Here is a 25,711-nt window from a genome sequence, read left to right as displayed (position 1 = left end):
CTTCTGGCCAGTCGCTTTGGCGTCGGTCAGAGCGGGCGGTGGATCATGGCCATGAAAGGCAGACGAATGGGTGGATGATCGCATGATGCCATTCAGGCGCAATGCCAAAATGGGAAATAGCGTGCAACAGACGCAATCTGCCATTGCGTGATTGGCGCCCCACAAAAAAAGCTGCCACACGAAGTGGCAGCTTTTCACGAGTGCGCCTGGCGGGCGGTGCCTGCTGACGGGATGAACCCTCCTGTCAGCCTGGCTGAACCGCGCGGGCAGGCCAGATTTCAGTAGTTGAAATAGTTGAACTGGATGAACGGGATAAACTAGATGAACAGGCCGATCAGCAGCGCCATGCAGACGCCGATCACGCCGATCAGGGTCTCCATCACTGTCCAGCTCTTCAGTGTTTCCTTCTCGGTGAGGCCGAAGTAGCGGCTGACCAGCCAGAAGCCGGAGTCATTGACGTGACTGAGCACGGTGGCGCCACTGGCGATGGCGATCACCACCAGCCCCAGCACCGGGCCGGACAGCGCCAGCGTATCGATCACCGGGGCCATGAGGCCGGCGGCGGTGATCATCGCCACGGTGGCCGAGCCCTGGATGACACGCACGGCGGTGGCGATCAGGAAGGCGAGCAGGATAGGCGGCAGGTTGCTGTCGGCCATCAGGTTGCCGAGCACGTCACCGACCCCGGAATCGATCAGCATCTGCTTGAAGACGCCGCCCGCGCCGGTGACCAGGATGATGATGCCGGCGGGTTCGAGTGCCTTGGTGGCGACTTCCATCACCTGTTCGCGTGTCATGCCACGGCGTGTGCCCAGCAGGGTGAAGGCCATCAGGGTGGCCAGGCTCAGCGCCACGAACGGGTGGCCGAGGAAGCCCAGCCAGCCGACCAGCGGGCTGTCGTCACCGAACAGGAAGCCCGAGACGGTGTTGAGCACGATCAGCGCCAGCGGCAGCAGCACGATGGACAGGATCAGACCGAAGCCCGGAGCGCGCTGATTGACCTCTTCATCGCTCATCACGCTGCCGGTATTTTCCATGTAATCCGGGATCCTGGCGTCGATGCGCGCCGCGATGAAGCGACCGAAGATCGGCCCCGCGACGATCATCGCCGGCAGACCGCACAGCGCGCCGAACAGGATGACGTAGCCGAGATCGGCACCGATCAGCTTGGCGACCGCGATCGGCCCCGGCGTCGGCGGAATGAAGGAGTGCGTCACGGCAAGACCGGCGAGCAGCGGGATGCCGTAATAGAGCAGCGAGCGGCCGCTGCGGCGTGCCAGCGCATAGACCAGCGGCACCAGGATGATGAAGGCGACATCCAGGAACACCGGAATCGCGACCAGAAAGCCGGTCAGCGCCAGCGCCCATTGCGAGCGTGAGGTGCCGAAGCGCCCCAGCAGGGTGTTGGCCATGCGATCGACACCGCCGGACACTTCCAGCATCTTGCCGAACATCGCGCCGAGACCGACCACGGTGGCAACGAAGCCCAGGGTGTTGCCCATGCCGTTGGTGACGGAGTCGATGATGGCGTCGGGCTGCATGCCGGTGGCCAGTCCGACCCCCAGACTCACCACCAGCAGGGCAACGAAGGCATGCAGGCGCAGGCGCATGACGAGGTAAAGCAGCAGCAGAATGCCGCCGAGGGCGGCAAGGACGAGGGTGCTATCTGGGGACATGATGGCGAACTCTTGCGGCTGGCAACGGCGTGATCATCGGCCATTGCCCAAAGGCGTATTGTGTGAGGCGTCGTGGGTCGTGCAGGATGAAAGTTACCGGTAACATTAACGCTTACGCAATGATCCGAAAGGTGCATGAGGGACAAAAGTCTGTCGCGTCTGGCAGCTGACTGTCCGTCAATTGGCAGTCGCTCAGCGCGCGACAGCCGTCCCGAGGCGCCGGACAAGGGATTGATCGGCAACATCGGGTACGCTGGTGGGCCATCGTTTTCATTCAGGGGGAGAGGGTTTTCATGCAGCAGCAGGCAGAAGGAGCATCAGCGGTCGCGTCGATGCCGACCAGGTCAGAGGCTCTGGCCGCTCAGGGTGGCGTGCGTCTGGTGGTCATGGGGGTGTCGGGCTGTGGCAAGTCACACGTCGGGCAGCAGCTGGCGGCGTGCCTGGGCGCGCAGTTCATCGATGGCGACGATTATCACGGTGAGGCCAACGTGGCCAAGATGGCGCGCGGCATCCCGCTGGATGACGACGATCGCCACGGCTGGCTGGCCCGTCTGGCCGAGCTGATCGAGGCGGCGCGTCGCGACGGGCGCAGTCTGGTACTGGCCTGCTCGTCCTTGAAGCGACGTTATCGGGATCAACTGCGTGGCGGGGACCCCGCGCTGGGCTTCGTGTTCCTCGAAGGCACGCGCGAGCTGCTGCTGGAGCGCCTCGAGGCGCGGACCGATCATTTCTTCAAGGGCGCTGACATGCTCGACAATCAGCTGGCGACGCTCGAGGTGCCCGGCGACGATGAAGGGCGCATCCACACCCTCGACATCAGCGCCACACCGCAGGCGCTGGTCGAGAGTGTCTGTCAGCAGATTGTCGACGCGCCGGAGCGCTAGTCGCTCTCCAGACGTCTCACGGCGCCAGGCTGCCGCCACGTATTACGAGGACAGGCTGCCACCTGTCTGCAGGCTGAAGCCCAGATCTTCCCACAGGCCGTGGGGCGTGGCGTCGAGATCACCGCTCAAGCGCGCCAGCAGCAGGGCGGCGGCGCGCTCGCCGATCTCGCGGCGTGGCGTGACCACGCTGGCCAGCGGCGGCCAGGTGCCACGGGTCATCTCCAGGCCGTTGAAGCCGGCCAGCGCCAGCTGGTCGGGCACCGACAGGCCGCGGCGCTGACACTCGAACAGCCCGCCGGCCGCCAGGTCGTCATTGCAGCAGAACACGGCCTGGGTCTCGGGCCAGCGGGTCAGCATCTCGTCGAGCAGCTCGCCGCCCATGCGCACGCTGGAGGGCGCATCGGTGGTCAACAGCGCCTGCTGCGACAGGCCGGCGGCCTCCATCGCCGCGCGCCAGCCGCCCAGGCGCTGTTCGACGCGGCGGTCCATGCGCGCACCGAGAAAACCGATATGGCGATGCCCCAGCGCGATCATGGCCTCGGTCATCGCGCGGCCAGCGGCGTGCTGGTCCAGTCCCACCGCCATGTCGAGCGGCGTCTCGCGCTTCTCCATGCACTCCACCACCGCACAGCCCGAGCGCGCGATCATCTCGCGGGTACGAGGGCTATGGCGACTGCCGCACAGCACCAGCCCATCGATGCCGAAGGAGAGCCAGGTCTCGATCAGGCGCTCCTCTTCCTGCATCGAATAGCCGGTATGGCCGATCAGCAGCTGATAGCCCGCGGCGGCCAGCGGGGCTTCCAGGCCGCGATGCAACTCCGAGAACACGGCGTTGGAGAGAGACGGAATCAGCAGCGCGATCAGCCGCGAGTGACCGCTGGCGAGGCTGCCGGCCTGGCGGTTGGGCATATAGCCCAGCTCGCGGGCGCATTCGGTTACCCGCTCGCGCATCGCGGCGGACACCTTCTCGGGCTGATTGAGCGCGCGCGACACCGTGACCTTGGTGACGCCCAGTCGGGCGGCGATATCGGCCAGGGTGACGCGCTTGAGGCGGGAAGCTTTGTGAGGCTGAGAGGGCATGGACATTCAAGCGGCTGCGAAGGAGGACAAGAGTGTCCCTGTTAAGGCAGCCCGGGAGCAAGCCTTGCCCGGCGGATCAGACGTGACTCAGCGAGAGCAGGAACAGAATCATCGGCGGCGCCGCCAGCGAAAGCAGGAAGCCCGAGACCACGGCGACCGGGACGCAGGCCACGCCGCCGGTCTGCTGGATCACCGGTAGCGTGAAGTCCATCGAGGTGGCCCCGCCGATGCCGATGGCCAGCGGCGTGTAGCGCTGGATGGTCAGGGGGATCAGCACGAAGGCCAGCAGCTCACGCGCCAGATCATTGAAGAAGGCGGCGCCGCCGAGAATCGGCCCGAGCTGATCACCGATCAGGATCCCCGACAGGGAGTACCAGCCGAAGCCGGCCGAGATCGCCATGCCCTGATTCCACTCCAGCGCCAGCAGAGGCGCCGCCAGCAGGCCACCGAGCAGCGAACTGGCCATCACCGTCAGCGCGATGATCAGGCCGTGTCGATTGAGCAGGATCTGGCGCAGGCTCATGCCGGAGCTTCTGAGCTGGCAGCCGATCAACGCCAGCAGCACATAGAGCGCCCATTCGGCGAGGGTATCGGTATCAAGCTGGGTGCCGAAGGTCTTGAGCAGCACGCCGGCGCCGACGCCGAGCGCGACCACGGCGGCAAGGGTCAGCGAGCCGGACAGCGCCTGCCAGCGGGTCATCGGCGCGCCATCCACCGCCTGGGCGGGATTGGCGCGCAGCGGGCTGCGGCGCGACAGCCACCACAGCGCCAGCAGATTCAGCGGCGTGATGATGGTGAACAGCGTCAACGCCTGACCGCTCATGGCGGCCATGCCGACACTCAACTGCTCCAGCGCCGCCAGCCCCATGCCCATCAGGAACAGGATGAGATAGATGGAGGCATTGACCAGCCGATTGACCACCGCCAGGCGGCCAGGATCGGTGAGACGTACCAGATAGCCGAGTATCAGCGGCAGCAGAATGAAGATGAGACCCGACAGCATGACCCTTCCTTGGCGTTGCCGCCCGGACAGCAAGGGCGGCGCAAGTGATTGATTGACGGTGAATACCGCCGAGGGGCCTTACTATATCGGTTGGCGTGGAGTCTGGATAACCCCGCCACCACCATTGCGCGAGAGACTTGCTGATGGCGTATCAGCGGGGCTTATGATCAGCCGCGCTAGAGGCGGGAGCTGTCATCACTGGCGGGCGCTGCTCAGCTGGTTCAGGGTCAGATGGGCCGAGCGCGGCGGCACCTCGCCGTTGCGGTTGCCGTCCTTGTCTATGACGTCTTCGTAGTCGAGGTAATCGAGGCCGACCATCAGGCCCGGCCAGCGCGGTGCCAGCCAGATACGGTAGTGCTTGTGCTCGCGATGCTTGCGCCATGCCTCGATGCGCAGGGTGCGGAAGGTGCGCTGTGCCGCCTGGCGTGTTTCCTGGCCCTGGATCTCATACATCAGGGTGCGCTGGCGGCCCTTGTGGTCGAGATAATCCAGTGAGCAGGGCGTCGCGGCCAGACAGGCCTGCTCGCTCCATTGGCTGTCGACCTGCTGGCTCAGCAACACCAGCAGGCTCTGACGGTCAGGCAGGCGGGTGTTGCCTGCTTCCGGCGCTTCCCGGTTGTAGTCCTTGCCGATGCCGGCCAGCCGATAGCCGGAGCGATAGCCCTCAGGCAGCAGGCGGCCCTCCGCGAGCGTGAAGCGGCCCTGCTCATAGCCACTGGCGACCTTGATGGAGGCCTCCATGCTGGCGATGTACAGCTCGCCACTCTGGCTGACGCGCTGGGTGATGGGCACGTCCGGCCAGCCATCCAGCACCAGGGTGTAGTGGGCGGTGAAGGGCACCGGCGCGATGCTGGCGACAGGCGCCAGGGGCGCGTCAGGGCTGTCAGCGGCCTCATCGCTGGCCGCCTGGGCACTGCCTGCCAACAGCAGGAGCGCCCCCAGGCCTGCGCGGCACAGGCGCTGCCATGCCGATGGCCGATCAGCGCGTGTGGCGGTGCAAGCGCCGCGACGCGCGGGGGCTTGAGAGAAGAGAGACAAGGCGGAAGATGGCAGGGTCATGGTGACTCCCGAGACCGGCACTGGAGCCGTGGCCTGTGAATGGGGGTGTCGAGCGGTCAGGCAGCGACGGGGCAGGGCGACTGCACGTGATGATGTAATGATGTTGAGGCGATCCACAATCAAGCCAACGCCCGTCAGGCGGCCACGACGATATTTCAGCGCTTGCTCATGTGCAATGGATAGGTACTCTGTAACTGCCTTGTCCTTCCGCCGCGCGCGGCGCGTACCTAGACGTTGGGTCCAATCAGGAGATCATCATGGCCAGCATTGTCATCATTGCCGGGGATTTTGTAGAAGATTATGAGCTGATGGTGCCGTTCCAGGCGCTGCAGGCGATGGGGCATCGCGTGGATGTCGTCTGCCCGGACAAGACGGAAGGCGATATCGTCAAGACCGCCATCCACGACTTCGAGGGTGATCAGACCTACACCGAAAAGCCGGGCCACAACTTCGCGCTCAACGCCAGCTTCGCCGATATCGCCGTCGAGAGTTACGACGCGCTGCTGATCCCCGGTGGCCGCGCCCCCGAGTATCTGCGTCTGGATGAGCGTGTGCTGGCGATGGTGCGTCACTTCGTCGAGGCCGACAAGCCCATCGCCGCCGTCTGTCATGGTCCGCAGCTGCTGGCCGCCGCCATGTCGCTGGAAGGCCATCGCGTCAGCGCCTATCCGGCCTGTGCGCCTGAGGTGAAGCTGGCGGGCGGTGAGTTCGTGTCGCTGGAAGTGACCGACGCCGTGACCTCCGGCAAGCTGGTGACCGCACCGGCCTGGCCGGCACATCCGGAATGGCTGCGTCAGTTCCAGGCGCTGCTGGTGTGATGCACCCCCGCTAGCCACGCCATCACATCGGATCTGCCTTACGACACCCTGCCACTCGGCGGGGTGTCGTCGTTTCAGGCGTCGTCGTTTCTCTCGGCAAACGCCTCGATCCAGGCCCGCTGGGGGGCGAGTCGCGATTGCTGGGCGGCTCGCCATGCGGGGTCGCCCAGCGTGGTGGCATAACGCTCGGCGTGATCACAGGCCAGCAGCAACCAGCTGCCGGCCAGCGACTCACCGCGTGCGCGCCTGAGCGCCAGGCTCTCGAGCAGCCCCGCGAAGGCGGTACCGGTGGAGGGGCCGACCTCAAGCCCGGCATGCTCGGCCAGCCACAGCGCGGCCGCCTGACTGCGCGCATCCGCGATGCGCCGGTAGTCATCGAAATGCGCGGGGTCGAATGCCTCCAGCACGCAGGGGCGGCCGATGCCTTCGATGGGGTTGGCCGCCTGCGGGGCGGGCAGGGCGGTCGTACGGGTGCCGTGGGCACGATGGTGCTGCCAGCAGGCGTGATAGACGGAGTGCTCAGGGTCCACGCCGATCACGCGGGCACGATGACTCCCGTGATGCAGATGACTCCCGTGATGCAGATGGCGCTTGTGGCGCAGATGGCGTGCGAAGCTGGCGGCACTGCCGCCGGTACCGGCGCCGAGAAATACCGCTTGCAGCTCAGGCAGCTCACGCGCGGCGATCTGTGCCAGGCACTCCCCGGGCAGGCTGGTGTCGCTTGCCCAGTCGCCGGCCCCGTCGCTGCGCCAGTCGCCGGCCGTGGCGGCATGGCGGAATTGATTGATGAAGTGGCCGCCGCTGTCATCGGCAAGCGCCTGCGCATGCTGACAGAGCCGAGCGGAGTCCTCGATTTCCACCACGCGCCCGCCCTCGCCACGAATCGCTTGCTGCTTGAAAAAGGCGGTGCCCCTGGGCACCACGGCAATGAATTGCAGTCCCAGCCGGCGTGCCAGCCACGCTTCAGAGACCGCCGTGGAGCCCGAGGAGGCTTCGATCACCGGGCCGCCGGGCGTGAGCCAATCCTTTTGCAGGGCCTGCTCGAACAGCGACATCGCCAGGCGATGCTTGAGCGAGCCGCTGGCATGCGCCCGCTCGTCCTTGATCAGGATGCGTGCCTCGCCCAGCCCGCGCAGGCTGAGTTCCAGCAGCGGGGTTACCGGGGTGGCGGCCTTCAAGGCCGCAAGCTGCATGAGGCTGCGTTGGCGCCATGACTCGCGCTGAGTCGCGTGCGGGGCGTGCTGAGTCGCGGGCGTGGCTGCGGGCGTGCTGGCGTCGGTGGCCGCAATGAAAGGCGCTATCGAGGGCGAGGCAGTGGTCGTCATGGCGGCATTTCCGGTCGCAGGAAGGAGCTTTCATGGTATGACTAGCCGCCAAGCAAAACTTGCCAGTTGTCATGGCGTGAGCCATGTTTCATGGCAAGAATTCATTGCGAGGTGAGGGTAATGGAGAAAATAGTGCTCGATGCCACGGACCGCGCCCTGCTGCGGCTGCTGCAGCGCGATGCCAGCCTGTCGTTGGCGGCGCTGGCGGAAGCCGTGCATCTGACCACGTCTCCCTGCTGGAAACGCCTCAAGCGCCTGGAAGAGTGTGGCGTGATCACCGCACGGGTGGCGTTGCTGAATGCCGAGCTGATCGGCATGGGGCTGACGGCCTTCGTGCAGCTCAAGACCCGCGATCACTCGCGGGCCTGGTTCGAGCGTTTCGTGGCCATCGTCGAGGAGATCGAGGAAGTCACCGAGTTCTATCGCATGGCCGGTGACTACGACTATCTCCTCAAGGTGCAGGTCGAGGACATGAATGCCTACGACCGCGTCTACAAGCGGCTGGTCAATACCATCGACGAGCTGAGCGACGTGTCGGCCCGCTTCGCGATGGAGCGCATCAAGACGACCACCGCGCTGCCGCTATGATGGCTGTCAGGCAGTGACGTCTGATCGCCGGTTGAGCTCCGCGCGCCAGCGCGCTCAATAACCGTGCTCGCGGCTGATGCCGGTCAGCACCTCACCCCGCTGAATGCGGCGGATGTTGTCGGCCAGCTGGTCGGCGGCCTCGGCCACCGGGGTCGGCGCGGCGGCGTGCGGCGTGATGATCACGTGCGGTTGGTGCCACAGCGGGCTGTCCTCGGCCAGTGGCTCGTGCTGGAAGACATCGAGCAGGGCGCCTCTGAGCTTGCCTTCCTCGAGCGCCGCGACCAGATCCTCCTCGACCACGCTGCTGCCGCGCCCCGGATTGATCAGCACGGCGTCGTCGGGCAGGGCCTGGAAGACCTCGGCGTTCAGCACGTCTCTCGTCGCCGGGGTATTGGGCAACAGGTTGATCACCGCCTTGAGGCCGAGCGACTCGTCACCCAGCACTTGCTGGAGCGAGCGGCCGCCTGCGCCGGTCTCATGGTGGCAGGTCACGCCCTGCAACGTGTGGGCGCTGCGGCTGAAGCCATGTACCGGATAGCCGTCTGCCGCCAGTGATTCAGCGATCTGGCTGCCGATGGCGCCGAGTCCGAGCACTGCCACCGGGTACTGATGGGCGCGCACCACGCGGTGCGGGGCCCACTGGGTGTCCGCCTGCTGTCTGGCGTAACGGTCGAAGTCACGCCGAAAGTGCAGCAGGCCGTAGCGTACGTAATCCAGCATGTGACTGGCCATGCCGGCATCGCTCAGCTTGAGCACCGGCACATCCTCAGGCAGTGCCGGGTTGTCGAGCAGGCTGTCGACGCCCGCGCCCAGATTGAGGATCGCCTTGACGTCGTGATCGCGGTGGCGCTCGAACAGCGCCGCAGGCGGTGCCCATACCACCAGCACATCGCCCAGCATCTCGCCGTCATCGGCAACGATTTCCAGCGGCGCTTGTTTTGATGACGGTTCCGACGACTCGCCTTGCCGCGACCCCTTGGCGCCGGCGGTATCGTACAAGCGCTGACGCAGAGCATCGCACCAACGTTCGGCGCGTTCATGATGTACCAGTATTCGCATGCTGTTCTCCTCTTCAGGGACGCTGGGTGGCGGGTCGGGATTTTTGAACTGTCCCGGCCTGTTCGTAGGCTCTGTTCGTGGCTCTGTGCAAAGGGGCTGGAGTTGTCGCCTCACCATGCGCTATTGCCTTGCGGGCATGGCCGGCTCGCGGGCGGCAATGGCGCAGGCCTTGCAAGGGCTCAAGCGAAGGGCGACAGTGCCAGAGTCGTCCTTTGACCCGTTGTTGGCAGAGTGACAGACTCGAATCCAGAGGGGAATTCGGATGTACGCATGTACGCCGACCCTGCCGACCCGCAGGGCGCATCGTTCGCTCGCGGCGCAGGCAGGCAGTGTCAGCCCGATGCGGCTGGCAGGTCGGTCACCCGCCGCCTGGCCCTGCGTATGGCCACTGGCTCCGCCCCAACGTGCTGCTTGCCTCAAGGCCTGATCGAAAAGGAGCGCTGCATGAGTCAATTCCCGCCCCATACTGGTGCGCCCCAGCCAGCCTTCGCTGGCCTGGCCACCTTGCCCAGCAGCGAGGCACCGGCCACCGAGAGTGACTGGACGCCACGTGCGCTGTCCGCTGGCCGTCAGGCCTTCACCATCGGCGAGTATCGCGCGCGCATCCAGCGGGTGCGTGAGGCCATGGCGCGCGCCGGTATCGATGTGATGGTGATTTCCGACCCCTCCAACATGGCGTGGCTGACCGGCTACGACGGCTGGTCCTTCTATGTGCACCAGTGCGTGCTGCTGGGGCTTTCCGGCGAGCCGGTCTGGTATGGGCGTCGTCAGGACGGCAACGGCGCGCTGCGTACCTGCTGGATGGGTGAGGACAACATCCTGTGGTATCCGGATTACTACGTGCAGAATCCGGACATGCATCCGATGGAGTTTCTCGCCCAGTCCATCCTGCCGCAGCGTGGCTGGCACGATGGGGTCGTCGGGGTCGAGCTCGACAACTATTACTATTCGGCGCGGGCGCACCTGTCGCTGGTCAAGGAGCTGCCCCACGCGCGGCTGGTGGATGCCAACTCGCTGGTCAACTGGTGTCGCGCGATCAAGTCCGAGCAGGAAATCGCCTACATGCGCGTGGCCGGGCGCATCGTCGAGCGCATGCATTCACGCATTCTGGAGATGATCGAGCCGGGCCTGCCCAAGAGTGCGCTGGTCGCGGAGATCTACCGGGTCGGCGTCGAGGGCGTGATCGGCCCCGAGGGTGAGATTCTCGGTGGTGACTATCCGGCCATCGTGCCGCTGCTGCCCACCGGCAGTGATGCCGCCGCGCCGCACCTGACCTGGGATGACACGCCATTTCGCCAGGGTGAGGGCACCTTCTTCGAGCTGGCCGGTTGCTACAAGCGCTATCACGCGCCGCTGTCGCGTACCGTGTTTCTCGGCCGTCCGCCGCGCGATTTCGTACGCGGTGAGTCTGCCTTGCTGGAAGGCATCGAGAGTGGACTGGCCATCGCCAAACCCGGCAATCGCTGCTGTGACATCGCGCTGGCGCTGGGCGCGGCGATGGACAAGTACGGCTTCGACCGTGGCGGCGCGCGCTGCGGCTATCCCATCGGCATCAGCTATCCGCCGGACTGGGGTGAGCGCACCATGAGTCTGCGCCCCAGTGACGAGACCGTGCTGGAACCGGGCATGACCTTCCACTTCATGCCCGGCATGTGGATGGACGACTGGGGGCTCGAGATCACCGAGTCGATCCTGATCACGGAAAACGGTGCCGAGCCGCTGTGTGATGTGCCGCGCCAGCTGTTCGTCAAATAGCCTGCCGACAAGTGTCAGCAGCCCGCCATAACAAGGAGTGGTGTCATGCGAGAGTCCCCCGTCAGTCTGACCATCGATCTGTTCGCCGATGGCGTTCAGCACGGTTTCTTCAAGCTGCCGATCTCGACTGACGAGTCGGCGTGGGGCGCGGTGATGACCCCGATCAGCGTGATCGCCAATGGTGAAGGGCCGACGGTATTGCTGACCGGCGGCAATCATGGCGACGAGTACGAGGGCATCACCGCGCTCTACAAGTTGGCGGCACGCCTGACTGCCGAGGACGTCAAGGGCCGCGTCATCATCGTGCCGACCATGAATGCGCTGGCGGCCAAGGCCGGGCGGCGTTGTTCGCCTCTCGATGGCGGCAACCTCAACCGCAGCTTCCCCGGCGACCCCACCGGCGGCCCGACCGAGCAGATCGCCGACTACTTCACCCGGGTGCTGGTGCCGCAGTGCGACTATGCGCTGGACCTGCATTCCGGCGGCCGCACCCTGGATATCCTGCCGTTCGCGGCCGCGCACCGTCTCGACTATCTCGAGGAGTCGCTGGGCGTCGAGCAGTGTCGTCTGCAGGAAGCCGAGAGCCTGGCCGGGGCGCTGGCCTTCGGGGCACCCTCGGCGATGATGATGTTCGAGCTGGACGCCGAGGCACTTTACGACACTGCAGTGGAGCGCCAGGGCAAGGTCTTCGTCACCACGGAGCTGGGCGGTGGCGGTTCCACCACGCCGGAGCGTCAGGCGATCGCCGACCGTGGCGTCGACAACTTCCTCGCCTTCAGTGGTGTACTGCGCGCGCGCAGTCGCGCGGATCTGGAGCAGGACATCGAGCGCCAGCGTGCCAGCCAGGCGAACGCGCCGCTGCTGATCGACATGCCGGATGCCAGCTGTTACGTGCAGAGTGAGCATGAAGGGCTGCTGGAGCTGTGCGTGGCACTCGGCGAGCAGGTCACGGCGGGGCAATGCGTGGCGCGGGTCTATCCGCTGGGGCGCGCCGGTCAGGCGGCGGTGGAATATCGCGCCGCCCGTGATGGCGTGCTGGTGGCGCGGCGCTTCCCGGCCCAGGTGAGCCTGGGCGACACCCTGGCGGTGATCGCGGAAGTCGTGGACGACCTGGCGCGAGAGGCCTCATGAGCGCGAGCCCCTCCCGCTCGCAGCCAGCGCCGAAGCTGGATGCCTTCGATCTCAAGATTCTGGCGATACTCGAGCGTGATGGTCGCATCACCAAGTCGCGGCTGGCCGAGGAGATCAACCTGTCGGTCAGCCCGTGCTGGGAGCGCGTCAAGCGCCTCGAGCAGGCAGGCATCATCGAGGGTTATGCCGCCATCATCAACCAGCAGCGCCTGACTGATCAGCAGGGTGGCGCTTCCCAGGGGGCTGCCCCGCGCACGCCCGTGTGGGTCGAGATCCACCTCAAGCATCATGATGCCGGCAGCTTCCAGCGCTTCGAGCGTGCCATGCGAGAGGCGGATGAGGTCATCGAGTGCGTCGCCGTCGGCGGCGGGGTGGACTACCTGCTGCGGCTGGAGACCGCCAGCATCGATGCCTATCAGCGTCTGGTCGATCACTGGCTGGTGTCAGAGCTGGGCATCGATCGCTATTTCACCTACATCGTCACCAAGCAGGTAAAATAGGCGCGCCGGGCGCGGACTTGTCGTCATCTTGCCGTCCCGCTTTTCAGTCTCACTTTCTTGACTCACTTTCCTGGCTCATTTTCCTTGATCGCAAAGGGGATCGCACGATGGATAGACTCACTGCCATGCAGGTGTTTCGCGCCGTGGTAGAGGAGGGCAGTTTCGCGGGCGGTGCTCGTCAGCTGGGGCTATCCAACGGCATGGTCAGCAAGCAGATCTCGCGCCTGGAAGCCGAGCTGGGCGTTCGCCTGCTGATGCGCACCACGCGCAGTCTGCAGCTGACCGCCGAGGGCGAGCATTACCTGGCGGGTGCCTGTCGTGTGCTCAATGACCTTCAGGCGCTGGAAGACAGTCTTGGCGAGCGTCAGGGCGAGGTTCGGGGGCGCTTGAAGATGTCGGCGCCGATGGATTTCAGCATCCAGTGTCTGATGCCGGCCCTGGCGCATTTCCGCCAGACCTACCCCTATGTCGAGCTCGACCTGCGCCTGGAGGATCGCCATGTCGATCTCATGGCCGAGGATTATGATCTGGTGATTCGCGCCGGTGCGCTGTCTGATTCCAGCCTGATCGCGCGCCGGCTGGCGGGCACCCAGGTCGGGGTCTATGCCAGCCCCGGTTACCTGGCCGAGAATGGCACGCCCGAGGTGCCGGAAGACCTGGCCCATCACCGCTGCCTGAATTACACCCAGCAGCGTGAAGGGCCGGTGTGGAGCTTCATGGTCGACGGGCGGCCACGCAAGATCCGCCTGTCGCCGACCTTCAGCTGCGACAGCGGGCGCGGGCTGGTCGAGGCCGCCGCCCAGGGCATCGGCATTACCTGCAAGCCGGATTTCCTGGTGGCCAATGACGTCGCCAATGGCCGCCTGGTGCCGCTGCTTGTCGACTACTGGTGCGCGCCGGTGGATATCCATCTGGTCTATGCCGAGCGCGACATGCAGCCGGCACGCCTGCGGGCATTGATCGAGGTGCTGTGTGAGCACTTCGCCCGGATTGGCCATACGATGATGCCCGACGTGCTCGCCAGGTCACCGACAGCCGTCCGCGATACCGCGGTCGTGAATGATGCCGGGCAGCGCGTTCCATCACCGCTCGAGGCTGTGAAGCCGGGTCTGCGGCCGTGATAGACTCCGCGCCCTTGTCCCGTCTGTTCGAGTCGCCCGTCTCCATGATGATTGTCGCCAGCGGTATCTGCCGATGAGTCCTGCCCGCCCAGGCGACATGCCTGCCTCTGATTCCCGTTCTTCTGCCCCGGTGCTGGTCTTCGATTCCGGTGTCGGCGGGCTGTCCGTCGCCGCCGAGATTCGCCGTCAGTGGCCGCAGCTGTCGCTGGCCTATGTCTGTGACAACGCCGCGTTGCCCTATGGCACCAAGCCGGATGACTGGTTGATACCGCGCATCGTTCAGGTGTGCGTGGCGGCCGTCGAGGCAAGCGGGGCACGGGCCTTGGTGGTCGCCTGCAATACCGCCAGCACTCTGGCGCTGACGGCGCTGCGCGAAGCGCTGTCGATTCCGGTGATCGGCACCGTGCCCGCCATCAAGCCGGCGGCGGCGTTGGCACGTGCGCGCCAGAGCGCAGCACGTCGTGAGAAGTGCGAGCCGCCGGTCTTCGCGTTGCTGGCGACATCCGCCACGGTGCGTCGCGCCTACACCGAGAAGCTGATTCGTGACTTCGCCGCCGACTGTCGCGTGATTCGCGTCGCGGCCGACCCGCTGGTCGCGGAGGCCGAGCGGCGTCTGCGCGGTGAGCCGGCGCGCCCCGAGATGGTGGCGGCCAGTCTGGCTGATCTGGCGGCGGTCGAGGCGCTGGAAGTGGTGATTCTCGGCTGCACGCATTTCCCGCTGCTCGGCGCCGACATCTCGCAGGTGCTGGGCGAGTCTCGGGTGGCGCTGGTGGATTCCGGCGCGGCAATCGCCCGCCGCGTGGCGGAGGTGCTGGCGCTTGGTGCTGCGGCGCAAGCGGCTGATCAGCAAGTCGCTCAAGCGGTTCAACCAGCACCGCATGAGTACCTGGCGCTGGCGACGGATGCCCGGCAGCCGGGGCTGGCCACGGCGCTGGCCAGTCAGGGTTTCGCCGCGCCGCAGGCGCTGGCGTTCGACGACTGAGGGGCAGGGGCGTTGACTCTCGCGGTCCCCTTGCACCTGCCTGCTCCCGCCTTGGCTCGCCATTTGGCGCTTGAGCTTCGCGCTGCCGATGGTAGGCTAGCGCGCCCAACCTTTGAATGGACGTGATCGGCATGGTTCACCATGACGTCCCCGCGTCTTTTTGCTCATCGTTTCAGTGCTGCGGTATGCCCGCAGGCAGGAGTCAGTGTGGCCATCGCCGTCGTCGATCCCAGTCAGTATGAACAGCAGCTCGCCGAGAAGGCTGAGCAGACCCGCGCACGTTTCGCTGCCTTCGATGCGCCGGAACTCGAGGTATTTCCCTCGCCGCCCAGCCATTACCGCATGCGTTGCGAGTTCCGTATCTGGCACGAGGATGATGACCTCTATTACGCGATGTTCGAGGTCGAGTTCGACGACGAGGGCAACAAGAAGAAGACGGTCGTGCGCATGGACGACTTCCCGGTCGCCAGCCAGCGCATCAATGAATTGATGCCGCTGCTGCGTGAGCGCCTCAAGGCAAGCCCGGTGCTGCGCGAGCGTCTGTTCCAGTGCGAGTTCCTCACCACCCTGAGCGGCGAGGCACTGGTCACGCTGATCTACCATCGCAAGCTCGGCGAAGACTGGGAAGCCGAGGCACGTGCGCTGGAAGAAGAGCTCGATATCATGATCATCGGGCGTTCGCGCAAGCAGCATATCGTGCTGACGCGCGATCACGTCTTCGAGCGTCTCGAGGTCGATGGCCGCGAGTACGTCTATCAGCAGGTCGAGAACAGCTTCACCCAGCCCAATGCCGAGATCTGCCGCTCGATGCTCAGCTGGGCACGTGACGTGACCCATCCTGACAAGGCGCAGGCGGAAGGCCGTGAGCAGGGGGATCTGGTCGAGCTCTACTGCGGCAACGGCAACTTCACCATCGCGCTGGCCGAGAACTTCCGCCGCGTGCTGGCCACCGAGATCTCACGCACTTCCGTGGCCTCGGCGCAGGTCAACCTGGCGGCCAATAGCATCGACAATGCCCAGGTGGCGCGCATGTCGGCCGAGGACTTCTCGCTGGCGCTGGCGGGCGAGAAGGCGGGCCGTCGTGTCGCGGAGATGGACCTCGACAACCACGACTTCCGCACCGTGCTGGTCGATCCGCCGCGTGCCGGCCTCGATGCCGACAGCTGCGAGCAGACCGCGCGCTACGAGCGCATCGTCTATATCTCCTGCAACCCGCAGACGCTGATCGACAACCTTGAAGTGCTGTGTCGCACGCACCGTATCGAACGCTTCGCGCTGTTCGATCAGTTCCCGTATACCGATCACCTCGAATGCGGTGTTTATCTGGTTCGCAGATAAGCGCATCTTCAAACTGACAGCCGATGTCACGCCTGCATGAGCCAGGCATCGCGCCAATCGTTTGAAAAACCAGAGCCCCGTCGTCATCTACCTGTCAGGTAGGGGACGACGGGGCTTTTTTGCGCACATGACAGTCACTCGAATTAGACTTTCGTTTCATGCGCGGACCGCCAAGTCAATACCCGATGCACAGATGTAATGCTGCATGACCAATATGGAACAGGCATGGGGCAGAGGCGCAGACTGCGCTAGTCTGTGATGCACTGCATGAGTCTGTGCTGCAACGCCTTTCTGGCCGGCGCAGACTCTCTATGACTATTTTCCCTGATACATCCATCAGGTCAGTCGAGGTGATTGATGCTACACGTGGCGACGGACGGCAAGCAGGAATTTCTTGCGCAGCTCGAAGAGCAGCTGGACAAGCGACTTCCCAAGGACAAGGTGGACGTGATCGCGGCGTTTGCGCGCGACTATCACGCAACGGCCTCCTTCGAGGACATGGCCGAGCGCAAGCTGGATGACCTCTACGGTTCCACCCTGGCCGTATGGCACTTCCTGCAGAGCCTCGAGGCTCCCAAGGTGCGTGCCTACAACCCGGACTTCGAGAAGCATGGTTGGCAGTCGACGCACACCATCATCGAAGTGCTGCACCCGGACATGCCGTTCCTGGTCGATTCCGTGCGTATCGAGCTCAACCGTCGTGGCATCACCGTTCACGCCATCCACAACGCCGTGCTGGCCGTTGCACGTGATGACGCCGGTCAGCTGGAGCGCGTGACGGCACCGCGTGCCGAGAACGCCCCGCAGCATCGCGAGTCGCTGATCTACATCGAGGTCGATCGTCACAACGACGCCGAGACACTGGAAGACCTCGAGACCAGCCTGCGTGAAGTGCTGGCCGAAGTGCGCGTTGCCGTCGCTGACTTCGACGCCATGCGCAGCCAGGGGGCCCAGGCGCTGCAGGAGCTGCGTGACAACCGTCCGCCGACCGTCTCCGAGGCTGACCATCAGGAAGCCTGCGACTTCATGCAGTGGATGGGCAACGACCACTTCACCTTCCTGGGCTATGACGAGTACACCGTCGACGAGCAGGAAGACGGCACCCGTGTGCTGAACAAGGTCGAAGGTTCCGAGCTGGGCGTGCTCAAGCTGGACCTCGAGCGCTATCACGAGCAGTCCCGTCACCAGCAGAGCGTCAACAGCGATCAGTACGTGCTGATTCCGGAACTGCTGTCCTTCGCCAAGAGCGCCTTCCACGCCCGCGTGCACCGTCCGGCCTACCCGGACTACATCACCGTCGAGCGCTTCGATGAAGAAGGCCGCGTGATCGGCGAGCGCCGCTTCCTGGGGCTCTACACCTCCACGGTGTACAACCAGAGCCCGCGCAACGTGCCGATTCTGCGTCGCAAGGTGCAGGACGTCATGGAAGCCGCCGGCGTCAACCCGAAGGGCCACAACGGCAAGCACCTGCTGCAGATTCTGGAAGTCTATCCGCGCGATGACCTCTTCCAGATCTCCACGGACGAGCTGACCCGTACCGCCACCAGCATCCTCAACATCCGTGAGCGTCGTCGCGTGCGTCTGATCGTGCGTGAAGACCGCTTCGGCAAGTTCTTCTCGGTACTGGTGTTCGTGCCGCGCGACGTCTATTCCACCGACCTGCGTGTACGCATCCAGAATCTGCTGTGTGAAGAGCTGAACGCCACCTTCGGTGACTTCACGCCGTATCTGTCCGAGTCCGTGCTGACACGTATCCAGTTCATCCTGCGCTTCAAGGGCGATGAGCCGGGCCAGTACGACATGCGCGCGCTGGAGAACAAGATCGCTCAGCTGGCTCGCAGCTGGCGTGACGAGCTGCACGCCGCCATGGTCGAAGGCTTCGGTGAAGAGCAGGCCAACGAGCTGATGACTCGCTACCGTGATGCCTTCCCGGGCAGCTACCGTGACGACTTCTCGCCGCGCACCGCCGTCTATGACGTGGGCCATCTGCGTGCGTTGGACGAAGGCCAGGCCGTTGGCCTGAGCACCTATCGTCTGGTCGAGGACGACAACTCCGGCGTCAACCTGAAGCTGTTCCACAAGCATCAGCCGATTCCGCTTTCCGACGTGCTGCCGGTGCTGGAAAACCTCGGTCTGCGTGTCATCGGTGAACGTCCCTACGAGATCACCCGCACCGATTCCTCCTGCTGGGTGCACGATTTCGATCTCGAGCATCACGGCAAGGGCGCGGTCGAGCTCTCCGAAGTGCGCGAGAGCTTCATCGAAGCCTTCAAGAAGATCTGGTCCGGCGAAGCCGAATCCGATGCCTTCAACCGCCTGATCATCGGCTCTGGCCTGGACTGGCGTGAAGTGGCGATGCTGCGTGCCTACGCGCGTTACCTCAAGCAGATCCGCTTCGGTCTCTCCCAGGCCTACATCGCCAATGCGCTGGGCAGCCATCCGGACATCACCCGCGAGCTGGTGCAGCTGTTCAACCTGCGCTTCGACCCGCAGGGTCAGGGTGGCGAGGATGACGTCAACGCCTGCCGCGAGCGCATCAATGGCCTGCTCGACCAGGTCTCCAGCCTGAACGACGACCGTCTGCTGCGTCGCTACGTCGACCTGATGATGGCCACGCTGCGCACCAACTTCTTCCAGCCGGCGGAAGATGGCCAGGCCAAGGACTACATCAGCTTCAAGCTCGACACGCGCAGCATTCCTGACGTGCCGAAGCCGCGCCCGATGTTCGAGATCTTCGTCTACTCGCCGCGCGTCGAAGGTGTTCACCTGCGTGGCGGCAAGGTCGCCCGTGGTGGTCTGCGCTGGTCCGACCGTCATGAAGATTTCCGCACCGAGGTGCTGGGTCTGGTCAAGGCACAGCAGGTCAAGAACGCGGTCATCGTGCCGGTCGGCGCCAAGGGCGGTTTCGTCTGCAAGCGCATGCCGGAAACCACCGACCGCGACGTGATCCAGAAGGAAGGTATCGCCTGCTACCAGATCTTCATCCGCGCACTGCTCGACATCACCGACAACCTGTCCGGTGGTGACGTGGTGGCCCCGACGGCCGTGGTGCGTTACGACGAAGACGACCCCTACATGGTCGTCGCGGCCGACAAGGGCACCGCGACCTTCTCCGACATCGCCAACGCCATCTCCAACGAGTACGGCTTCTGGCTGGGCGATGCCTTCGCCTCCGGTGGCGCCAACGGTTACGACCACAAGGGCATGGGCATCACCGCCAAGGGCGCCTGGGTCAGCGTGCAGCGTCACTTCCGCGAGATGGGCATCAACATCCAGGAAGACGAGTTCAGCGTGGTCGGTATCGGTGACATGGCCGGTGACGTCTTCGGCAACGGCATGCTGCTGTCCGAGAAGATCCGCCTGGTCGGTGCCTTCAACCACCGCAACATCTTCGTCGATCCGAACCCGGACACCGCGAAGAGCTTCGCCGAGCGCGAGCGTCTGTTCCGTCTGCCGCGTTCCAGCTGGGACGACTACGACAAGAGCCTGATCAGCGAAGGCGGCGGTCTGTTCTCGCGTGATGCCAAGACCATCGCCATCAGCCCGCAGATGAAGGAAGTCTTCGACATCAGTGCCGACCATCTGGCGCCCAACGAGCTGATCAACGCGATGCTCAAGGCGCAGGTCGACCTGATCTGGAACGGCGGTATCGGAACCTACGTCAAGGCGTCCAGCGAGTCCCACGCCGATGTCGGCGACAAGGCCAACGATGGCCTGCGTATCGACGGCCGTGAGCTGCGCTGCAAGGTGGTGGGCGAAGGCGGCAATCTGGGTCTGACCCAGCGTGGTCGCATGGAAGCCGCGGCCCAGCAAGGCGTGCGCGTCAACACCGACTTCATCGACAATGCCGGTGGCGTGAACTGCTCGGATCACGAGGTCAACATCAAGATCCTGCTGGACGACATCGTCGCCCGCGGTGACCTGACCGACAAGCAGCGCAACCAGCAGCTGGCCGAGATGACCGACGAAGTCGGCGAGCTGGTGATCAAGGACAACTATCGCCAGACCCAGGCACTGTCGCTCTCCGAGCAGCAGTCCAAGGAAGGCATGGGCGTCTTCCGTCGCTTCATCAATGAGCTGGAAGCGGCCGGCACCCTGGACCGTGAACTCGAGTTCCTGCCGTCCGATGAAGCGCTGATCGAGCGTTCCAACGCCGGTGAAGCCCTGACCCTGCCGGAACTGTCCGTGCTGGTCTCCTACGCCAAGAGCGACCTCAAGACCAGCTTGATCGCCTCTGACGTGCCGGACGACAGCTACGTGCAGCAGCACCTCGAACGCGCCTTCCCGCGCGTGCTGATGGAGCGCTTCCCCCAAGAGATGTACCAGCACCGTCTGAAGCGTGAAATCGCCGCGACCCAGATCGCCAATGACCTGGTCGACCACATGGGCATCGCCTTCGTGCGTCGCCTGGAAGACACCACTGGTGCCGACAAGGCGGAAATCGCGCGTGCCTACATCGTGGCGCGTGACAGCTTCAATCTGGAAGCGCTGTGGACCCAGATCGAGGCCCTCGATCACCAGGTGCCGGCAGAACTGCAGTACCGCATGATGGGCGATCTGATGCGCCTGATGCGTCGTGCCACTCGCTGGTTCCTGCGTCAGCGCAGCTCCATGAGCGTCAAGGAATGCATCAGCCACTTCGCCCCGCGTCTGGCCCAGCTCTCCGAAAGCATCGGTGAGCGTCTCAAGGGCGAAGCCCGCGAGAACTGGGAAGCGCGTCGCGACAGCTATGTCGAGGCAGGCGTGCCGGAGGCCCTGGCCAGCACCATCGCCGCGACCTCAAGCCTCTATGCAGGGCTTGGCATCATCGAGGCGGCCAAGGCGACCGGCGAGAAGATCAATCGCGTGGCAGAAGCCTTCTACGGCATTGGCCATCGTCTGGAGCTGCCGTGGGTCGGTGACAAGATCAACGGCCTTGAGGTGCAGGACAGCTGGCAGGCGCAGGCACGTGAAAGCTTCCGCGATGATCTCGATCGTCAGCAGCTGGCACTGACCGTCAGCGTGCTCAAGCAGGACAATGCACCGCGCGAGATCGATGAGCGTGTCGACAGCTGGATGGCCAGCCACGAGACTCTGGTCAGCCGCTGGTGCTCACTGCTCGGCGAGATGAAGGGCGGTGCTCAGCTGAGCTTCCCGCTGTTCGCGGTCGCCCTGCGCGAGCTGGTCGATCTGGCCGAGTCCAAGCGCGAAGCCTGATGCTTTCGGCCTCGGTTGCAGCAAGAGGCTGACGCAAGTGGCGAGCATCTGATGACTCGCTGATAGAAGCCCTCACCATTGGTGAGGGCTTTTTCATGTCGGGAATGAATAAAAAAGTGATAGCTGAAGCCTGCGGTAAGGTAACTGTCGTCAGCTGTCTGGTATGCTGAATGGCGACCAGTGCAGAGACTGATACAGGCCCTGATGGTTGCATCCTTTTCTGCAGACCCTGTTTTCAGTCCTTGATTTTCAGACCCTCATTTCAAGTCTCGGAGTCGCTGCGGCGCTCGCTGGAGGCTTCTGTTTTCAAAGCATCAGTACAACAAGGCAGAGACACCATGTCACATCGTGCATTACCCCTCGCCTGCGCCCTCGCGCTCGGCCTGTCCACTCTGGCCTCCCAGGCCGTGCTGGCCGATGGCAGCCCCGCTCAGCAGCGTGCAGAAGAAGCGGCAGGCAAGCTGGACATCTCCAAGTTCCTCAAGCCGCGCAGTGATGCCCACAGCCAGAACTTCCTGTTCGGCGGCACCAGCGTGCACCAGTTCACCATCAAGGAAGCCGGACGCTACGAAATCGATGGCGTCGCCAGTTTCGATGTGACCGACCCCTACACCATGAAAGCCACGCTCGAGAGTGAGCAGGGCGAGGTCGTGGCCACTGCAGAAGGTGACAGGGCCTCCGATGGCTTGAACATGAATACCGAGCTTGAGCCGGGCGTCTACAAGCTGCGTGTGCGCGCCGACAAGCTGGGGGCTGGCAAGTCGGGCGGCAACACCTATGAAATCAACGTCGCAGGCCTGAGCGAGAGTGGCGAGAAGCTGTCTGCCGAGGAAAGCGGCATCGAGACCGGCAACGGCCTGGTCTTCCTCGACACCGATGGCGATGGCCGTCGTACCGCCTTCGTCGATGCCAACGATGAAGTCGCGACCATCAAGCCGGCCACCGTTGCCGCCGCCGAACAGGCTGCCCGCGAGAAGAAGGCTGCCGAGACGGGCAATGCGGCAGCTGAAGGCGCTTCCGCCACAGGCGCTGCCGCCGCTACGACTTCGGCAGCCGCGACTGCTGCAGCCGAGACGTCTGCCGCTGCTGCCACGACCGCTGCTGCCACGGGCAGTGCAGCCGTGACGGAAACCGAGGCCGAAGCGGAGCCGGATCGTCGTTTCGACGAGATCGTCACCGATGTGCGCATTCTCGAGAAGGGCGAGGTCATGACCTTCGACGTCGCGGACCGCGGCACCGTGACCATCGACAGCGAGACCTTCCCGGGCAGCGAAGGCACCTACAAGCTGCAGATGCGCCTGCTGGACGAGAGTGGCAACACCGTCGCCAGCGACAAGGGCGAAGGCTTCCAGGGCGACTTCCACCTCAAGACCGTGCTGGAACCGGGGCGTTACACCGTCTGGGTCAGCGGTCAGAAGTTCGGCTCCTCCATGCAGGGCGTCAATAACTACACTGTGCGCGTGCAGCAGCTCGACGTGAAATGATCTGCAGGGCATGACCCCGACATAGTCGGGCGTGACACAAGGGCGGCCCAGCGGGTCGCCCTTTTTTGTTGCCCTGAGCATGAGCAATGGTGCCGGCCTTGGCGTGAGCGATTTTATCGACAGCAGCGCGAGCGTGCCGGCGCGCAGTGTCTGTCCCCGCGGGCTTCGGGTATACTTCGCGCCCAGCTATGCTGTCGTCACGACCCTGCCGCCCGCTGTCTGGAGATCATCATGTACTCGTTTGCTCGCTCGCTTCTCTTCAAGCTCGACCCGGAAACAGCTCATGGTGTGACGCTGAGTGCGCTGGACATGGCACATCGCCTCGGCATGGCGCGCGGTCTGGGCGGTGAAGCGCCGCGTGATCCGGTCTCGCTGATGGGGCTCGAATTCCCCAATCGCGTTGGCCTGGCGGCAGGTCTCGACAAGAATGCCGATCACCTCGATGCGCTTGCCGCTCTGGGCTTCGGCTTCGTGGAGGTCGGCACGGTGACGCCGAAAGGGCAGGACGGCAATCCGAAGCCGCGTCTGTTCCGGCTGCCGGAGCATCAGGCGATCATCAACCGCATGGGCTTCAACAATGCCGGGGTCGAGCATCTGGTCGCGAAGGTCAAGGCCAGCCAGGCGCGTGCTGCCTTTGGTGTCGTGCTGGGGATCAACATCGGCAAGAACCTGACCACGGCGGTGGATGATGCATTGAGCGACTATCTGGTCTGCCTCGATGCCGTGCATGCGCATGCCGACTACATCACCGCCAATATCTCGTCGCCCAATACCCCGGGGCTGCGCAATCTTCAGTTCGGTGATCATCTCAGCCAGCTGCTGGCCGGGCTTCGCCAACGTTGCGATCAGCTCGATGCCGAGCGCGGCAGGAAGGTACCGCTGGTGATCAAGATCGCGCCCGACATGGACAGCGAGGAAATCCTGTTCGTGGCGCGGGCGTTGGCGGACAACGGCATCGATGGCGTCATCGCCACCAACACCACCATCGAGCGTACGGCGGTCGCGGGTAGCCCGCATGCGCAGGAGGCGGGCGGACTTTCCGGCGCCCCGGTGCGTGAATCGTCGACGCGGGTGATTCGTGGCCTGCGTGAAGCGCTGCCGAACATGCCGATCATCGGTGTGGGCGGTATCACCGATGGCGAGAATGCGCGTGAGAAGATCGCCGCGGGGGCGGATCTGGTGCAGCTGTATTCCGGGCTGATCTACCGCGGCCCGGCATTGATCGGTGAGTGCGCGCGCGCACTGGAGAAGGCCGATACCCTGATCAAGGTGTGATCCGGCCTGGGCTCCGTCGCAGCGTGATGCTGGCATCCTTCGCTCACGGCGCTTCAAGAGAGGCGCGAGTGGGGAAGGGCAGACACAGAAAAGCCGCCTTCTGACATCAGAAGGCGGCCTCGGTACCGGCGTGAATGATGATATGACAACGGCAGGGAAGTGATGCGTGATCTGCCGTTGTCGTGTTGGCTGCCATGTCCAGCCAGCGTGCACGATGCGAAGCGCTTTTGCCGTCAGAAACGGCGGTTGGGGGTTGGCCCCTTGAGCTCATCGGGTGCGTGGATGGTTGAAGCAGGCCTGGAAAGAACCTGCTGATGCAGTCAAGGTGAGCGTTTGCCCGTGTCGTGCTCCGCGCTGGACCGTCGTCCGCGCAGGCCGTCGCCTGCTGCGCCTCCTCTTCTGGAGCCATACCACGATTGAAATGACACGAGCGCCAACATCTCGGCCTTTCAGGAAGTGAAGCGAGTCGGCCCCATTGCCTACTGCGTCTCTTGCCTGTCAGTGCCGCGCGTCATCAAGATAGAAATAAGGCGTTACCTCCCTGGTGATTTGACGTGTCGCTGGGCGACTTCCGTGGGATTTTCCGGGTGATGTCGCTAAACCGACTCACCGTGAACACCTCGAGTCCTCTCTGTACGTGCCAGCCGACCCTGTAACTTGTCAGGAGCCGGTGGCGTGATGCCGGAGAATCCGCTTGGGCAGCGCATCAGGCTGCGTCGGCGGGGTGAAAGGCGCCAGGCGCCGTATTGCCAGTGTCATTCCGTGACGTGCCGCTTTCCTGAAATGGGATGACCTCCTGGTCGCGGATGATGAACCTTGGCGTCATGCGGTGCTCAGCTGAGCACCATGGGGTTCTTGTGGATGCCGGAGACGCCGGTCATTCCCGACCATTGGTCCCCGCGGCCTTCACGCCAGCCGCTCATCCAGAATTCACGTAGATTGACATCGATACTGGGACAATCATCACGGGAACGGCCGGTGACACCAGCCTTGTAGCCGTGAACATAGGCACGCTGAAAGCGATCACGTTTCTGTCTCTTCATGGATGACCTCTAAGTGAGAACCCATCGGCACTGAGTGTCAGTGATGGCGAGACGTACCCGGCGAGACCTTGTCTGGCCGCGGTTGTCCTGCCATTGGACATGCCGAGTGAGAGAGTTGGCCGATGCCCTGTCGGGCACTGCCGGCCTCGTGCATCATCACCTCGCGTCGTTGGCCATTCTTGTCGGAAAAGGTCACGAGTGTGAGATGATGGAAGGTCTTGCCTGTATATGCTCGAGCGTGATGGTGAAAGAGCGACTGCCTTGCCGTGCCGGAAGTCCGATCTCCTGAGCGGCACAGGTAGGCTGCCCGAATGAGGCTCGTGTCCCTTGATCCTCGATTTCGCATGGCGTGTCACCTTTCCGAATTGCAGCTACACCTATAGTTTTTAGAACA

Annotated in this window: 19 protein-coding genes; 12 read left to right on the top strand and 7 right to left on the bottom strand. The window is 64.2% G+C overall.

Annotation, left to right across the window (positions count from 1 at the left end):
* Positions 1-317 precede the first annotated feature (317 nt).
* Complete coding sequence (locus tag R1T44_RS15665; RefSeq protein WP_043334321.1) at positions 318-1,676, bottom strand: GntT/GntP/DsdX family permease; 1,359 nt, start codon at positions 1,674-1,676, stop codon at positions 318-320.
* Positions 1,677-2,008: 332 nt separating this feature from the next.
* Between R1T44_RS15665 and R1T44_RS15660 the strand changes: the two genes are divergently transcribed.
* Positions 2,009-2,560 carry a gluconokinase gene (locus R1T44_RS15660; RefSeq protein ID WP_317292286.1) on the top strand — a complete coding sequence of 184 codons (552 nt, stop codon included), beginning with the start codon at positions 2,009-2,011 and terminating at the stop codon, positions 2,558-2,560.
* A gap of 42 nt (positions 2,561-2,602) precedes the next feature.
* On the opposite strand, the gene R1T44_RS15655 is transcribed toward R1T44_RS15660, so the two are convergent.
* The 3 genes from R1T44_RS15655 to R1T44_RS15645 all read right to left on the bottom strand — a co-directional run bounded on the left by R1T44_RS15655 (position 2,603) and on the right by R1T44_RS15645 (position 5,702).
* Positions 2,603-3,640 (bottom strand): LacI family DNA-binding transcriptional regulator, encoded by a 1,038-nt coding sequence (locus R1T44_RS15655; protein WP_107336079.1) that lies wholly within the window; start codon positions 3,638-3,640, stop codon positions 2,603-2,605.
* A 76-nt stretch (positions 3,641-3,716) separates the two neighbouring features.
* Positions 3,717-4,643: a lysine exporter LysO family protein gene (locus R1T44_RS15650; protein WP_284727225.1), complete on the bottom strand. Its 927-nt coding sequence runs from the start codon at positions 4,641-4,643 to the stop codon at positions 3,717-3,719.
* A 195-nt stretch (positions 4,644-4,838) separates the two neighbouring features.
* Entirely contained in the window at positions 4,839-5,702 is an 864-nt protein-coding gene (locus R1T44_RS15645; protein ID WP_284727226.1) for a hypothetical protein, read from the bottom strand.
* 257 nt (positions 5,703-5,959) lie between these two features.
* Here R1T44_RS15645 and R1T44_RS15640 point away from each other — a divergent pair, with 257 nt between their 5' ends.
* A complete protein-coding gene (locus R1T44_RS15640; protein ID WP_284727227.1) occupies positions 5,960-6,520 on the top strand; it encodes a DJ-1/PfpI family protein in 561 nt (186 codons plus the stop codon).
* A gap of 74 nt (positions 6,521-6,594) precedes the next feature.
* Here the strand turns inward: R1T44_RS15640 and R1T44_RS15635 are convergent, their stop codons facing one another.
* A complete protein-coding gene (locus R1T44_RS15635; RefSeq protein ID WP_284727228.1) occupies positions 6,595-7,845 on the bottom strand; it encodes a pyridoxal-phosphate dependent enzyme in 1,251 nt (416 codons plus the stop codon).
* 132 nt (positions 7,846-7,977) lie between these two features.
* On the opposite strand from R1T44_RS15635, the gene R1T44_RS15630 reads away from it, so the two are divergent.
* The gene (locus R1T44_RS15630) at positions 7,978-8,433 is read left to right on the top strand and encodes an Lrp/AsnC family transcriptional regulator (RefSeq protein ID WP_043334316.1); all 456 of its coding nucleotides are present in this window, start codon (positions 7,978-7,980) and stop codon (positions 8,431-8,433) included.
* Positions 8,434-8,487: 54 nt separating this feature from the next.
* Here the strand turns inward: R1T44_RS15630 and R1T44_RS15625 are convergent, their stop codons facing one another.
* Positions 8,488-9,492, bottom strand: coding sequence for a 2-hydroxyacid dehydrogenase (locus R1T44_RS15625; RefSeq protein ID WP_317292285.1), 1,005 nt, complete (start codon positions 9,490-9,492; stop codon positions 8,488-8,490).
* Between the two features lie 444 nt (positions 9,493-9,936).
* Between R1T44_RS15625 and doeA the strand changes: the two genes are divergently transcribed.
* The 9 genes from doeA to R1T44_RS15580 all read left to right on the top strand — a co-directional run bounded on the left by doeA (position 9,937) and on the right by R1T44_RS15580 (position 24,274).
* On the top strand, positions 9,937-11,247 hold the full coding sequence (gene doeA, locus R1T44_RS15620) for an ectoine hydrolase DoeA (RefSeq protein ID WP_084589510.1): 1,311 nt from the start codon (positions 9,937-9,939) through the stop codon (positions 11,245-11,247).
* Positions 11,248-11,292: 45 nt separating this feature from the next.
* The gene (doeB, locus tag R1T44_RS15615; protein WP_284727230.1) at positions 11,293-12,378 is read left to right on the top strand and encodes a N(2)-acetyl-L-2,4-diaminobutanoate deacetylase DoeB; all 1,086 of its coding nucleotides are present in this window, start codon (positions 11,293-11,295) and stop codon (positions 12,376-12,378) included.
* Complete coding sequence (locus R1T44_RS15610; RefSeq protein WP_284727231.1) at positions 12,375-12,878, top strand: Lrp/AsnC family transcriptional regulator; 504 nt, start codon at positions 12,375-12,377, stop codon at positions 12,876-12,878. Before doeB ends, R1T44_RS15610 begins: the two co-directional genes overlap by 4 nt.
* Positions 12,879-12,985: 107 nt before the next feature.
* Positions 12,986-13,999 (top strand): LysR family transcriptional regulator, encoded by a 1,014-nt coding sequence (locus R1T44_RS15605; RefSeq protein WP_284727232.1) that lies wholly within the window; start codon positions 12,986-12,988, stop codon positions 13,997-13,999.
* 73 nt (positions 14,000-14,072) lie between these two features.
* On the top strand, positions 14,073-14,981 hold the full coding sequence (murI, locus tag R1T44_RS15600) for a glutamate racemase (RefSeq protein ID WP_317292284.1): 909 nt from the start codon (positions 14,073-14,075) through the stop codon (positions 14,979-14,981).
* 207 nt (positions 14,982-15,188) lie between these two features.
* A complete protein-coding gene (gene trmA / locus R1T44_RS15595) occupies positions 15,189-16,319 on the top strand; it encodes a tRNA (uridine(54)-C5)-methyltransferase TrmA (protein ID WP_248380820.1) in 1,131 nt (376 codons plus the stop codon).
* A gap of 357 nt (positions 16,320-16,676) precedes the next feature.
* A complete protein-coding gene (locus R1T44_RS15590; RefSeq protein ID WP_284727234.1) occupies positions 16,677-21,515 on the top strand; it encodes an NAD-glutamate dehydrogenase in 4,839 nt (1,612 codons plus the stop codon).
* Between the two features lie 338 nt (positions 21,516-21,853).
* A complete protein-coding gene (locus R1T44_RS15585) occupies positions 21,854-22,999 on the top strand; it encodes a hypothetical protein (protein ID WP_284727235.1) in 1,146 nt (381 codons plus the stop codon).
* Positions 23,000-23,230: 231 nt separating this feature from the next.
* Entirely contained in the window at positions 23,231-24,274 is a 1,044-nt protein-coding gene (locus R1T44_RS15580; RefSeq protein ID WP_317292283.1) for a quinone-dependent dihydroorotate dehydrogenase, read from the top strand.
* 833 nt (positions 24,275-25,107) lie between these two features.
* Here the strand turns inward: R1T44_RS15580 and rmf are convergent.
* Positions 25,108-25,317: a ribosome modulation factor gene (rmf, locus tag R1T44_RS15575; protein ID WP_043334308.1), complete on the bottom strand. Its 210-nt coding sequence runs from the start codon at positions 25,315-25,317 to the stop codon at positions 25,108-25,110.
* Positions 25,318-25,711 lie beyond the last annotated feature (394 nt).

Source organism: Cobetia amphilecti, from assembly GCF_032923285.1.
Lineage (GTDB): Bacteria > Pseudomonadota > Gammaproteobacteria > Pseudomonadales > Halomonadaceae > Cobetia > Cobetia amphilecti.
Note: the sequence above shows the minus strand (reverse complement) of the source record. Positions and strands in the feature narration are given on the sequence as shown.

What these genes read in the sequence shown, in the direction of transcription:
- R1T44_RS15580 (WP_317292283.1), top strand. Translation starts at nt 23,231, where the DNA reads ATGTACTCGTTTGCTCGCTCGCTTCTCTTCAAGCTCGACCCGGAAACA.
- R1T44_RS15640 (WP_284727227.1), top strand. Translation starts at nt 5,960, where the DNA reads ATGGCCAGCATTGTCATCATTGCCGGGGATTTTGTAGAAGATTATGAG.
- R1T44_RS15625 (WP_317292285.1), bottom strand. Translation starts at nt 9,492, where the DNA reads ATGCGAATACTGGTACATCATGAACGCGCCGAACGTTGGTGCGATGCT.
- R1T44_RS15635 (WP_284727228.1), bottom strand. Translation starts at nt 7,845, where the DNA reads ATGACGACCACTGCCTCGCCCTCGATAGCGCCTTTCATTGCGGCCACC.
- rmf (WP_043334308.1), bottom strand. Translation starts at nt 25,317, where the DNA reads ATGAAGAGACAGAAACGTGATCGCTTTCAGCGTGCCTATGTTCACGGC.
- R1T44_RS15645 (WP_284727226.1), bottom strand. Translation starts at nt 5,702, where the DNA reads ATGACCCTGCCATCTTCCGCCTTGTCTCTCTTCTCTCAAGCCCCCGCG.
- doeA (WP_084589510.1), top strand. Translation starts at nt 9,937, where the DNA reads ATGAGTCAATTCCCGCCCCATACTGGTGCGCCCCAGCCAGCCTTCGCT.
- murI (WP_317292284.1), top strand. Translation starts at nt 14,073, where the DNA reads ATGAGTCCTGCCCGCCCAGGCGACATGCCTGCCTCTGATTCCCGTTCT.
- R1T44_RS15655 (WP_107336079.1), bottom strand. Translation starts at nt 3,640, where the DNA reads ATGCCCTCTCAGCCTCACAAAGCTTCCCGCCTCAAGCGCGTCACCCTG.
- R1T44_RS15665 (WP_043334321.1), bottom strand. Translation starts at nt 1,676, where the DNA reads ATGTCCCCAGATAGCACCCTCGTCCTTGCCGCCCTCGGCGGCATTCTG.
- R1T44_RS15650 (WP_284727225.1), bottom strand. Translation starts at nt 4,643, where the DNA reads ATGCTGTCGGGTCTCATCTTCATTCTGCTGCCGCTGATACTCGGCTAT.
- R1T44_RS15605 (WP_284727232.1), top strand. Translation starts at nt 12,986, where the DNA reads ATGGATAGACTCACTGCCATGCAGGTGTTTCGCGCCGTGGTAGAGGAG.
- R1T44_RS15610 (WP_284727231.1), top strand. Translation starts at nt 12,375, where the DNA reads ATGAGCGCGAGCCCCTCCCGCTCGCAGCCAGCGCCGAAGCTGGATGCC.
- R1T44_RS15590 (WP_284727234.1), top strand. Translation starts at nt 16,677, where the DNA reads ATGCTACACGTGGCGACGGACGGCAAGCAGGAATTTCTTGCGCAGCTC.
- R1T44_RS15585 (WP_284727235.1), top strand. Translation starts at nt 21,854, where the DNA reads ATGTCACATCGTGCATTACCCCTCGCCTGCGCCCTCGCGCTCGGCCTG.
- R1T44_RS15660 (WP_317292286.1), top strand. Translation starts at nt 2,009, where the DNA reads ATGCCGACCAGGTCAGAGGCTCTGGCCGCTCAGGGTGGCGTGCGTCTG.
- doeB (WP_284727230.1), top strand. Translation starts at nt 11,293, where the DNA reads ATGCGAGAGTCCCCCGTCAGTCTGACCATCGATCTGTTCGCCGATGGC.